The following is a 12,673-nucleotide window of genomic DNA, read 5'->3' on the forward strand; positions in this document are numbered from 1 at the left end:
AGCCAAGAAAAACTTTGGGGAGATTTAGGAAGCAATAGGTTCTAAAGCCTTTAAACTGTGTTTCTTACGCACCTTGGGTTTAGGCTTTTTCGAAGTTTTTACAGCAAGCAAGCTCAAACCCAACAATGATGGAGTAACATACGTACGCATGGCCGCATGAAAGGTGGTATACATAGCGACGATATACAGGGCAATGAGGATTCCTTTGATAAGTGGGTTTGACTGCCCTCTAAACAACTTAACTCCTAACCAAGAAAGGATTACAAAATAGATTAAGCCAAGGAAGCCACTTTCTGCCAGAAGTCGACTTAGTTCTACGTGGGCTATTGTTCCAGTGAGACTCTCTCTTAGGAATCTGGAGGCGCCCGCACCCACTCCAAAAACAAAATGATCTAACCAGAGATTGACATCTCCCATGAAAATATCAAAACGACCGGTACTTATGGTATTGAGAGTTTTGACTTTGGATCCTTGAATCGTACCCATTGTCTCCCCTTGATATCGAAGACTTAAAAGCCCATTTGTGATTTGATCTACTACCACAAAGGATAATATTCCAACCAAAATCAAAGGAATCACATACTTACCGACATTAGGAAGGTGATATTTCCTTCTGACTAGAGGCGAAGCACGACGTAAAAAGAAAAGAATAATCATGACTCCCAAAACAGCTCCAATCATACCTCCACGAGAGAAAGTGAGTAGACCCTGAAAGCTTAAGGCAAAAAGAATGGCAATATCCAAAATGAAGTTTCCGGAAAATGTTTGCCTGCTTATGATCAGGATAAAAACAAGTAGGGTCCCAAGCCCGAATAATGTAGAAACTTGATTTGAGCCAAAGCCCCCACTGAGATCCACGTTAGCTCCCAAAACAAACTCTACCTCCTCAAAGTCAGGGGTTTTTATGAATGTATAGCTTAATATCCCGAGGATAGGATAAACCATTAGCCGGACAACCTTCCCAAGTTCTTCACTTGAAAAATTCTGCTTATAAAAAAACCAGCAAACCAAAGCTACGTTCACCGCTCCAAGAAGATTGAAAACTACATCCGAGCGTTGCACCTGTCCTGAAAGATCAATAAATAGGCTTGGCAGGAGGCACACCAGCATTACAATTCCGCTATAGCCTCTGGTTTTAAAGTTGAAAATCCCCCAGATAGCTCCCGCTGCCAAAAGATATTTCCCCAGTTCATAAGGAATAAACGGGGAAGTTCTAGCCATTCTTGAAAGCAACTCGAAGGAAACCAGATATAGTAAAAGGGAAATTAAAATGAATGGAGATTTATTCTTCTTCAGAACATGGCTGAGAGAAGATAAAATGACAAAATAAAACCAGGCTATCAAAACGTAAGGTGTAATGGTAGCAGTGAAACCCAAAATCAAATGGAGGATTATCCAGACGAGGGGGTATTTATTTTGGATCAAACTCTTAATCATGAGCTGGAACGGATTCTACTGGAATGTTTAACTGCTTCAAAATCTGATTGTAATCTTTGAAAAATTGCTCAAAGCCATAATGCTTTTCAACATGGACTTGGAATTCTTTAGCCTTCGTTTTTACAATTTCAGAATTTCCAATCATATCTCTCATTGCCTCTGCCAATTGAGCGGAACTCCCAGGATCAATCAAATAGCCGAATTCTCCATTAAGTAAAACCTTTGGGCATTGGCCAACCTTGGTGGAAATAACAGGTAAAGCAGCCAAACCATACTCCAAGAGGGCTACGGGTAACCCTTCCCGATCGGATGTTACTAAACCGGCATTGACTTCCGAAAGTAAAGCATCTACATTTTCCGAGGCGTCTTCTACCAAGATAAACTTCTCCAAACCTTCTTTCATCACCTTGGCCTTAACTTTTTCCTTCCAAGAACTATCTATAGCGGCACCAACCATCCTTACTTGAAAATCCAGCTTCTGATCAGATAAAATTTTTGCAGCCTCAATCAGCGTCATATGACCTTTCTCTGAGCGATAATTGGCCAGGTGGACAAAGGTAAATATTTCATTATCAGGAGTTTTTATAATAGATAGTTGAGGGAAATTCCCCAAATATCTGATGAGGTCTGCATCTTTCAATTTTTTATTAATCCAATGCTCCCTGGTTTTTTCATCAGCCGTAATAATGAAATCAATTTTACTAGACATAAGAGCCAACTCTTTCCTGGGGTTTGTTTTCAGCACCTCTTCAGAAATACCCAAATGATCATGCCAGATAAGTTTGAAATCGGAGTTCAAATATTTCAAAGCTACTGCCCAATAAATGGAAGTTCCATGCGCATGAATTACATCGGGTCTAAAAACAGCTACTACTTTCCTTAATTTCTGAAAAGCCCCAAAATCTAAAGTGCTTTTCTTACCCAGGAAAACCAGCCTATCTTGACTTTTCACCTGCTTGTTCAGTCCTCCATCTCGCCTACTTACAATCAGTTTATGATCTACCCCTACCCCATCAAAAGCATTTGCTAGGTTTACAGCCATTCTTTCGGCACCACCTGGATTAAGCGTATCGATAATTTGGAGTATTTTCAATCTGCTGGGTTTAAGAGAAGTTTTTTGATCTCCGATTCAAATTTTTCAAGAGTGTAATCCCTTGACCATCCCATCGCTTTTGCTGCCTTTTCCTTATAAATTGATGGATTTTCGATCAAATTTTCTAGCCTTTCAAAAATCTCATTTACATCTTCATTCACCAGTTCCCCTCTTTCTCCATTTCCCAACATTTGGGGGACACAAGAAACTCTGGTTGTAATGGGAAGGCAGGCCCAAAACATTGCTTCAGCCACAGCCTTTGGCCAGCCTTCACTTTTTGAGATGAAAATCAGAAAGTGGCTGTTTTTGTAGGCCATTTTTATCTCATCAGAAGGTCGATTCCCATGAAGTTTTATAAAACTCTGAAGGTTCTCATTCTCAATTACCTTCTTTAATTGATCACTGAGATTTCCTTCTCCGTATAAATCCAGTCTTGCATTGATCCTTTTTTCCCTTAGTTTTTTGCAAACCTCTACTGAGATTTGTGGTTGTTTTCCAGAATCCAAAGTCCCAACAAAAAGGAGGTTGATTTCTTTTCCTAATTCTATATTTCTTGGCTGGATGGATTCCTTTTCCTTTTCGGAATAACTAGCAGTGAAAAATGGTTTAATATTTTGAGATTCATTCGGCCAGTTTCCATAAACCAAAGCTGTCATTTTCTTACTCAGAGAGGTATTCCCAAGAATACTTTGTTGAATTTGATAGCTCTTTGGACGATAACTCCCCTTGTCCCAGTTACCGGCATATTTTGCTGTTTTTACTTTTGATGGGAAAAAAACCTGGGCCACACAGCCTACTAGCCCCATATTTCCAGGACACCTGAGATGAATATGATCTGCCCATCTCATAGCCTTCATTGTATTTAAGATTATCCCGGGCAGAGTTAAAATGGTTTTTATCTTCCCGCTTGCTGATATGGTATCAAATGAACTTACTGGAAAAGGCTTTATACCCGCATGTTGAAAGGATAAGTCAATTGGGTTTGGCTTTGAAGTTTTTTCAAAAGGAGCCACTATCCCTATTTCCTCCACATACCTGCCCCATACATTCATCTCCTTAACATATGGCCCATAGGCAAAAACCTGATCACCCACCTCCTTATGAACCACATGTCCTACAATCAAAAACTTCATTTTTTTGAAAGTAATCTTTCGTAGAAATCGAGATTTTTTTGAGTGATGGTTTCAGGTTTAAATTTTTCATGAACCTTTTTTCTTGCCGCCTCGCCGATTTTAGGCAAATCAGCTCTTCGATTCAATGCTTCAATAATTGTATCTGCAATAGAATCTGGACTGAATGGGTCGCATAACCAACCATTGATCCCCGAATCAATGGTTTCTGGTCCTGGACCCTTCTCCGAAAATATGACTGGTTTTGCCATGGACATAGCTTCTGGAGCTACCAGACCCTGAGTTTCCATATGCGAAGGGAATACACAGAGTTCTCCCTTTTCATAAAAGCCAGGAAGATCATCATGTGAAACAGGGCCGTGAAAAGAAACCGATTCTAATTCTTTTTCTGAACAAGTTCTCTTTAGAAAGTCCGTGTATTTCTCATTTTCAGTATACAAGGAATCTCTTCCATAAACCTCCAGATGTACTTCTGGAAAAATTGATTTCACTTTCGGCAAAGCCTTAATCAATTGCCTGATCCCCTTCTTTTCACATACGGTTCCTGCGAAGACTAGCCTACCCTTTATGGCCTTCGCGGGGTCCGCTTTGTAAAACTTAGCCAATGGTACTGGATAATTAATGACCTCTACCGGTTTTCCGTGAAATGAAAGAAGTTTACCAGTGTGAATTTTCACATACTCTGATACGGCAATGAATGCATCAGCTTTGGCAAAGGATCGCTTTTCCTGGAAGCCCTTCCATTTCTGAATTGGCCTGTTTTCGCCTTCAGCAAAAAAATGATGGCCTCCATGAAGTCTAATCACATATGGAATTCCCTTGATTTTCTTCAGAAAGGCAAAATTCAGTTCTGAACCTTCTAAAATATCGATAGGATGTCGTGAGTGAATTTCTTTTATCCTTTCACGAAGCACCTTGAAATTCTTCCTCCAGGAGAGGAATTTGGACTTAACCCGGGGTAAGGCAATAACTTCAACCCCATTAATTTCTTCTATTATTTCTTCGGAAATATCACTAATTCCTAAAACAGTAACCTTGTGTCCACCTTTGACCAATACACTACTGAACGTACTAAGGAAAGTGCCAATACCTCCATAAACCGACCCAGTCCTGGGAAATTCCTGTGATAAAAAGCAAATATGCATTAAAATACTTTTTCTGAAGTTTGAGAGAGCTCCTCCAATAGACTACTTATTCTGGAAGATGCAGATTCCCTTGTGGGATCACCAGTGATTATCCTTAACCACTCGTTCCGATCTTTAGCCACTTTATCTGGATGATTCAGAATTTCTTTGACCTTGGATTTGATTTCCTGCTTTGAATTCGCCCAGACCACTGCATTTAGATCATCCATGGAACGAAAATGCTGAAACTTATAAACGTCTCGTACTGTCCACTCCTGATTCGGCTCATGGTCATAATTCAGATAAAGTCCAGGGCTATTAAACCAGCTAAAATCAAGAGCCATGGTAGATCCGATATTTATCACTGTCGCACAGTGGTAACTGAGATTAACTAGGTGAGAAATATCCTCAGGAAATGGGTAAAACTGGTTCCAGTGCTTACCCTTATTCCAGATTGGAGGAAGGTGCTTAATTTCAGGGTATCGAGAAAGAACCGATTCGTATCTCTGGGCAGTTTCTACAGGCACTTGCCGAAACAATAGCTGTACATCTTCCTCATCCTTTAATGCTTCTGCTACATCTTCGAGGTACCTTGTATCATTAGGTGAGGTTTTGGCATCTGAACCCGAAAAACAAACCCATTTTTTATTTGGATCCAGCCCAAATGCTTTGGCAAAGTCGTCTCGACTTTGAATAGAGTCTTCCTTTGCATAAAAATCGAACTGCGGTGTTCCTGTCACAAAAATTTGATTCTCCTTTATTTCGGGATAATAAAACATGAGTTCAGACTTCATGTAAGGAGACCAAACAGTGTAATAATCAGACCTTAGTAGTAACCTTGCTTTGGGAAGATTATCCCAAGAAAAAATTCCTGTCACAGTACGAATACCCAAAGATTTTGCCGCCTCCATGGCAAAGGCTGCACCTGGATACCGCTGATGAGTACAGTATAGGACCTCAGGATTTATTTCCTTCAAATCGGACCAATACTGCTTATAAGCCTCCGTTCTCTTTATCCTTGAAAAATAGATTTTTTCCGTACTCTCAATCCCTTCATAACCACTTATTCTACCACCCAGAAATTCAGAAAGAGATACAAGTGCCTTGCGCCTGAAAGGACCTTTTTTCTCATGCCAATTAAGCATGATGGTAGGGTTATCGGTCAATTTGGCATTATGCTTCAAACGGGCATAGGTACTGCTTTCTCGCAGAATTTGGACGATTAAATCTTCCTTGAATACCTTAAAATTTTTCTCAAGTGGATGATAACCATTTAAGTCTGCAGCTAATCGTATGACCTCAGAAGCAAGGCTATGCCAAATGATTATCTCATGTCCCTGATTAGATAGGTTTTTGATTACATCAGAGTATAAGTAATTCCGAATCCCAACCCCGTCCGGTATCAAAAAGCAAATTCTGCTCATTTCAAGATTTCAGCAGCATTGATCCACTGCCAGATGTAAAAGCTGTTATTGTTGTCTCCTTTGAGATAATTATCCCAATACTGCATCATTTTTCCTTTTTCGAACCAGGCCGAGTTATGAGCTAACTCGCTGATTCTATCTCCAGCCCAATCTTTAAGCTCACTCCCCAACCATTCTCTCTGTGGAGTCTGAAGAGGTCTTTTGGGAGCCAAAGTAATGGAGTCACCAAGGTATTTATTAGCCACTTGCCTCAAAATATACTTTTGGACACCACCTTTTCTTTTGAAAGATTCTGGTCTCGAAAAAGCGTATTCTACTAATCGATAATCCAGAAATGGCTCTCTTAATTCTGTGCTACTTGCCATACTTACTCGATCATTGAACCTTAGCGCTCTGGGTATTTTGGTATAAAACAGATCCCGATACTGAAGGTTGAGTAATTTATCCTCAAATGGCAGATCAAAACTTTGCCTGTCGGTGAAATTTCTAAACTGCGGGGCCAAGGTATCCGGTTTGACTGGAGAGGATTTTACCCCCTGGACCAATGAATCCGAATGGTTGAAATAATAATCATAACCCGCCCAAGATTCATCAGCCCCCTGACCATCCAGCAATACAATGACTCCCTTTAATCGCGCTTCTTTAAAAACTTTGGCATATGCCAAAGTAGGAATACCCCCAAAGGGTTCCAGCTGAATCGCACTCATTTCTGAGGTTAATTCAGGGATTTCCTCTGCCGTCAATAGACATTTATTGAGAGGGAATGAAGTCCTGGAAATCATCTGATTCACCCAAGGCAATTCATCATATCTGTCATCCCCGGTATAAAAGGTAAAAGCTTGAATAGAATCAGTATTGGGATATTCATGAGAAACGAGGCCGAGCAAAGTACTGGAATCCAAACCACCGCTAAGATTAAAGCCGACAGGAACATCTGCCCTGAACCTCAAGCGAATCGAATCCCTTAATAAAGAATCAATGTATTCCTCTTCATTTTCTTTTGACGTTCCAATCAACTCATTCACCCGGTCGACAAATGAATACCACTTAGTTACGTTCAGGTTACCATTTTCAAATTCCAGATAATGTCCTCCAGGTAGCTGGTGTATTTCTTTCCAGAAAGTTTCATTTGGAAAACCATAGGTTCCTTTAGCAAAAAAAGATGCCCAGACTTTTTCAGAAGGGCTTTTCTTGATATTTGTTTCAAACAAAGCTGGAATTTCAGAGCTAAAAATGAGCTTTTCTCCTTTTTGATAATAATAAAAAGGCTTCACCCCGAATCTATCCCTCGCAGCGAAAAGCTTTTGCTTCAAAGTGTCCCAAATGGCAAAGGAGAACATTCCATTGAATCTGGAAAGACAATCCTTACCCCATTTTTGATAAGCCTTTAATAGTACCTCGGTATCAGATGTGGTGTGAAAATGAAAATCTTTTTCAAGTTCCTGCTTTAATTCCAAGTAATTGTAAATCTCTCCATTAAACACAAGAATAAATCTCTTGTCATCAGAGTAAAACGGCTGATTTGAAACTTCTCGAAGGTCGATAATGGATAATCGGTTATGACCAATTGCAACTTTTTCACCATCAAAAAACCTCCCAGTAAAATCAGGGCCACGGTGACTTTGAATCCGCAACATCTTCTCCAGGTGCTCCTTAGACTGGTTATCTCCTATTATTCCAGCAATACCGCACATTAGCTTTTTGGATAAATTTTGGCCGCCAATTCTTCTGCTGCATTCCAATCCTCCATCGTGTCCAAATTCACGTGCTTTTCCTTTTCACCAAAGACATAACCAATCTTATTTCCGTACAAGGTATTCTGCCTGAGAATCCCTGTTTTAGTCAGATATAATCCCCCATCACGGAAATACGCAGGTGGTAGATCCTGACGTCTGGAGATTATCTCTTTTTCCCCGGTTGCAATTCTCAATTGATTATTTTCATCCGATTCAAACACCCAATGCGGGTTGAATTCATGAGGTACTGGTAAGACTGAAATTACGGAGTCAAAATCCTTTTCCTTCATCAAAGTTATTGCCTCGTCGATTAATCCTTTTCTTCGAAAGGGGCTCGTTAGTTGAAGGATACAAACTGCATCGAAACGAATCCCTTTCCCAAGAAAGTGATCCAGAGCATGTAAAATCACAGGCAAAGTAGGACTTTTATCTCCTGCTAGATCACCGGGCCTCACGAAAGGGACTTCCAAACCAAGGGACTCAGACATTTCCATGATTTCAGGATCATCCGAACTCATGATGGACCTAGACAGAAGCTTACTATCCTCAATCGCATCTATTGTGTAGGACAAAAGTGGTCTTCCCGCAAGTTTCCTGATATTCTTTCTGGGAATTCCCTTTGAACCTCCTCTTGCAGGAACTACAGCTAAAACTTTCAAAAATTAATAAGTGATGGTTTTGGAGAATCTTAATGGGAGTGTAGCAAGAAGATCAGCCATTTTTACTCCGGCGTCTCCTCCCCCGTACACATAGGATTCTTTACACTTCTTCACGGCACTATGCTTTTGCATGGCATCAGCAATCATTTTTTCATCATAATCCACATCTATCACATTGAACCCTCTGGCTCTCGCATTTTGCCTACTACCTATATTTATGACAGGAACTCCCAAAAAAGCACACTCTCTAATTCCAACGCTACTGTTTCCAATTAAGCCTTTACTATTATAAAGAAGCTTAAGGAAATCAGTCGGCTGCATGTTTTTAAAAAAATGAAAATTGCTCAAGTCATAATTTTCTCTGAATGACCTGATTCCAGTACTTGTTCCGTCAGCTCCAGCATCTACATTGGGCCAAAACCAAAGAACCGGTTCCTTTCGATTGAAAACCGCATTTAAAGTCGCCTCAATTTGCCTTCTGGAGGATCCGACTTCAGTTGTAACAGGATGCTGCATAACAACCCAATATCCATCAGACAGGTTTGGCCTGGCTCCAACACCACCGTACTTTTTGTAAATATCAAAGTCTAATTCAGGACTTTTCTTTATCTCTGCAGCCAAATCAATGCTTGGGCAACCCGTATTGAAAACCGAATTCGTGTCCTCTCCTAGTTTAATTACCCGGTCAAAAGCATTTTCTGATGCCACAAAATGATAATCAGCAAGTTTTGTAATCGAGTGCCTAACCTTTTCGTCGATATTCCCAGTGACCTCACCTCCTTGAACATGAGCTAACGGAATATTCATATAACTGGCAGCGATAGCTGTAGCCATAGTTTCGAAGCGATCTGCGACGGTTACTACAATATCTGGATTAAGATTATCGAAAACGGTAGATAATTCTAATATGCCAATGCCGGTTGTTTTCGCTGCGGCAGTTAGATTTTCGCCCTCTAGAACATTAAAAACTTTAGCGGCAATCTCGAAGCCATCACTTTTTATATAATCCACTGCACTTCCATACCTATCTAACAAAGCAGAGGCTGCTACAACCAATTGAAGTTCTAAATCAGGATGCTCGTGTATGGCCTTAAGGGCTGTTTTAATTCTCGAATAAGATGGTCTTGCCGTAACTACAACGCAAATTTTTCTTTTTTCCATAAAGGTTAGTCTAAATCCTCCCAATTCAGGAAGTCCCACTGATTCAGGTCAGTTTTAAGCTTTCTACCTAAAACTTTTCTAAAATCAGAAGCAGGTATTCCTAATCCACTGGGCTTTTTACTTTCCAGATTCTCCATCACAATCGCTTCTCCAGCCTTTAGATTTTTGTTTACCGCCAGACTCTTTTCAAATATTTGTTTTAACCGATCAAATGAAGAAGTGTCTGATTTCACTACAGGGTGTTTGATGGAGTCTCGAATTTGATCAATTCCGCTTACCATTTGCTTGGCTTGATCGATAGTAACACTTGCAGGTGTATCCGGACCAAACATTCGCTTATCGAATACCACATGAAATTCGAAGATTTCTGCCCCTAGAGCTGCGGCGGCCAGACATGCGAAAATATCTCCGCTATGGTCAGAAAATCCAACTGGAATCTGGTATCGCTCTTTTAGTTCAGGGATTACATTTAGCCCCCATTGACTTGGACTTGTAGGGTAGGCTGTGGTGCACTGTAAAATACTCAATGGATTCCCAAAGCCTTGGATAAACTCTACCGTTCTATCTAATTCTTCCCAGGAGCTCATACCTGAGCTTAGAATGATTGGTTTCCCAGTTTTACAGATTTTCTCAAGCATCAAAAGATTAGAAACCTCCCCGGAGCCAATCTTATACCTCCTTACACCGATTTCTTCAAGCCAATCAACCGCTAAGTTGCTGAATGGAGATGAAATGAGCTCCATTCCCTTACTTTCCGCATGAGAGATGAGTTCTTTCCACTGTGGCAAGGTGAATTCCATTCGCCGCCAGTAATCCATTCTCGTCGTATCCTGACGACTAAACTTAATTCGAAAAGGCTCATGAATTGAACTTTCAGCATCGGCAATGTGCGTCTGGAATTTAACAGCATCCACACCAGTATCTGCCAAAGCATCAATATAAGCATGGGCATTACCCAAACTTCCGTCATGTGCCTGTGCTATTTCTGCGATGATCATTTTTTATGAATTATAACTTTCAAGAAAGCTCAGTATAAAAAGCGCTCCTCTTTTGGCTGGCCAAGTGAAAAACTCTCAACCAAATTTCCATGACTAAAACAGCAAATAGAATCCTTCCATAGTGAATGGCATGTTGCTTACGTAATTCATGGAGCATATCGAGTAAACCCTTCGTATTAAAGGAAAAATATTCTTGGGATTTGCCCTCCCGAAGGTAAACCTCCAAAATATCTCCCCAATCCCCCTGCAGGTATTTCCAATAGGGTATGGTGAATCCTTTTTTAGGAGCTTCCCAGGGTTTACCGGTGTAATCAGATAGTAGCGATTTACTAAGCTCTTTGTCAATACCATTAGGCATAAGGCTTCTTACCGGGACCTTCATTAGAAAATCAACCAATTGGTGATCCAGGAAAGGTGCCCGGACCTCAATCGATGAGTGCATTGCTGCTGAATCTATTTTAAATAGAAAATCGCCTGGCAACCTCGATTCAAAGTCAATTCCAAAGGACAATTTATCCTCATTTCCAGAGAACCTTTCCTTCAATTCATTGTACAATTTTACCTGGTTATTCTGTGGTTTTCCTTGAAGAAACACCTTTCCCATCAAACCAGAATTGAGATTATGTGATGAAAAGAAGCCGCCCCAACCCCCAAACTTCATTCTATTTTTATCATTAAGTCTGGACCTTAGTTTCTCAGAATTTTTACCTGAAAAACTCAAACCCCTTTGGACTATCTTATCTCCTAATGGGAAAAGACCTCCTGAATATTTTTGATAAAGATTAGGGCGGTTATAAGAGCCAAAGATCTCATCTCCCCCGTCTCCTGAAAGCATCACTTTATACTTTCCTTGAACTTTGTTAGTCACTAGATGGCTTGGAATCAGAGATGCATCCGCCAGTGGCTGTATATCCGAGAGGATATTTGATAAATGATCAATGGAATCCGTGCTTACAGGAACAATCTCATGGTTTATCCCTAATTTTTTTGCCAGAAAAGTAGCACCTGCCGTTTCATCTGTGGACTCTTCGGCGGTACTCATGGTCACCGCTGTTAAATCTGGTTTTATTTCGCTTGCTATGGCGGTAATTAGACCAGAGTCCACTCCCGCACTCAAAAAAGTAGCGACAGGAACATCGGCATGAAGTTGTTTCTCCACGACCTTGAAAAGCTTTTCTTTCGTGAGTTTTTTGAGTTCTAGAAAGTCAATCTTTTCTTTTTCAGGTAATGAGTAGGAATAATATTTTCCCCACTCAAATTCACCTTTAGAATCAATTTTCAGCCAGTGAGCAGGCGGGAAATTGGAAACCTCTTTATAGATGGTATGATGCAAATGAATATACATCATTTCCAAAAGATCGACTACAGCATCTTGGTTAATATTAAGCTCACCAGGATAGATAGTTCTAAGTGCATTCAGCTCTGAGGCGAAATAAAAACCCGAATCCTTTTTTATATAGAATAACGGCTTTTCACCGAAACGGTCACGCGCTAAAAACAAAGAGTCCTTATTTTCATCCCAAATAGCGAAGGCATACATTCCTGTGATTTTTCTACAAATCTCGGATCCGAAAGCATGATATCCTGCTAAAAGAACTTCTGTGTCAGAATTAGTTTTGAAATGGTAATCCTTCTTTAGCAACTCCTCTTTTAAGATTTGATAATTATAGATTTCACCATTGAAGGAAATTCTTAAACCAAGGTCCTCTCGGTAGAATGGCTGATCTGCCGCATGGGTTAAATCAATAATTGAGAGACGGTTATGACCAAGGGCAACTTTTTCATTTAACCAGTAGCCATCAGCATCTGGACCTCTATGTTTTTGTTTCATTAAGGCGTTCTGAAGTATATCAACCGTCTCATTTGGAAGGCTGGAATCAGGTGTGTATATGCCTAAGATTCCACACATAC

Annotated in this window: 10 protein-coding genes; all 10 read right to left on the minus strand. The window is 40.3% G+C overall.

Annotated features, from left to right (window positions below; translation table 11 throughout):
* Window positions 1-24 precede the first annotated feature (24 nt).
* Genes QVH07_RS11295 through asnB (QVH07_RS11340) form a run of 10 tightly spaced genes read right to left on the minus strand, consistent with a single transcriptional unit; the run spans window position 25 to window position 12,671 of the window.
* On the minus strand, window positions 25-1,437 hold the full coding sequence (locus tag QVH07_RS11295) for an O-antigen ligase family protein (protein ID WP_290000442.1): 1,413 nt from the start codon (window positions 1,435-1,437) through the stop codon (window positions 25-27).
* Window positions 1,430-2,530, minus strand: a complete 1,101-nt coding sequence (locus QVH07_RS11300; RefSeq protein ID WP_290000444.1) for a glycosyltransferase family 4 protein — start codon at window positions 2,528-2,530, stop codon at window positions 1,430-1,432. The genes QVH07_RS11295 and QVH07_RS11300 overlap by 8 nt, the downstream gene beginning before the upstream one ends.
* Window positions 2,527-3,663 carry a glycosyltransferase gene (locus QVH07_RS11305; protein ID WP_290000446.1) on the minus strand — a complete coding sequence of 379 codons (1,137 nt, stop codon included), beginning with the start codon at window positions 3,661-3,663 and terminating at the stop codon, window positions 2,527-2,529. The genes QVH07_RS11300 and QVH07_RS11305 overlap by 4 nt, the downstream gene beginning before the upstream one ends.
* Window positions 3,660-4,805, minus strand: a complete 1,146-nt coding sequence (locus QVH07_RS11310; RefSeq protein WP_290000448.1) for a glycosyltransferase family 4 protein — start codon at window positions 4,803-4,805, stop codon at window positions 3,660-3,662. The genes QVH07_RS11305 and QVH07_RS11310 overlap by 4 nt, the downstream gene beginning before the upstream one ends.
* A complete protein-coding gene (locus QVH07_RS11315) occupies window positions 4,805-6,208 on the minus strand; it encodes a CDP-glycerol glycerophosphotransferase family protein (protein ID WP_290000451.1) in 1,404 nt (467 codons plus the stop codon). Before QVH07_RS11315 ends, QVH07_RS11310 begins: the two co-directional genes overlap by 1 nt.
* The gene (gene asnB, locus QVH07_RS11320; protein ID WP_290000452.1) at window positions 6,205-7,902 is read right to left on the minus strand and encodes an asparagine synthase (glutamine-hydrolyzing); all 1,698 of its coding nucleotides are present in this window, start codon (window positions 7,900-7,902) and stop codon (window positions 6,205-6,207) included. The genes QVH07_RS11315 and asnB (QVH07_RS11320) overlap by 4 nt, the downstream gene beginning before the upstream one ends.
* Entirely contained in the window at window positions 7,902-8,603 is a 702-nt protein-coding gene (locus tag QVH07_RS11325) for an acylneuraminate cytidylyltransferase family protein (protein WP_290000454.1), read from the minus strand. Before QVH07_RS11325 ends, asnB (QVH07_RS11320) begins: the two co-directional genes overlap by 1 nt.
* 3 nt (window positions 8,604-8,606) lie before the next feature.
* Window positions 8,607-9,764 carry a UDP-N-acetylglucosamine 2-epimerase gene (neuC, locus tag QVH07_RS11330; RefSeq protein WP_290000457.1) on the minus strand — a complete coding sequence of 386 codons (1,158 nt, stop codon included), beginning with the start codon at window positions 9,762-9,764 and terminating at the stop codon, window positions 8,607-8,609.
* A gap of 5 nt (window positions 9,765-9,769) precedes the next feature.
* Window positions 9,770-10,762 carry an N-acetylneuraminate synthase family protein gene (locus tag QVH07_RS11335; protein ID WP_290000459.1) on the minus strand — a complete coding sequence of 331 codons (993 nt, stop codon included), beginning with the start codon at window positions 10,760-10,762 and terminating at the stop codon, window positions 9,770-9,772.
* A 19-nt stretch (window positions 10,763-10,781) separates the two neighbouring features.
* Window positions 10,782-12,671, minus strand: coding sequence for an asparagine synthase (glutamine-hydrolyzing) (asnB, locus tag QVH07_RS11340; protein WP_290000460.1), 1,890 nt, complete (start codon window positions 12,669-12,671; stop codon window positions 10,782-10,784).
* Window positions 12,672-12,673: the final 2 nt, after the last annotated feature.

Source organism: Algoriphagus sediminis (assembly GCF_030403435.1).
In the GTDB taxonomy this organism is placed as follows: Bacteria; Bacteroidota; Bacteroidia; order Cytophagales; family Cyclobacteriaceae; genus Algoriphagus; species Algoriphagus sediminis.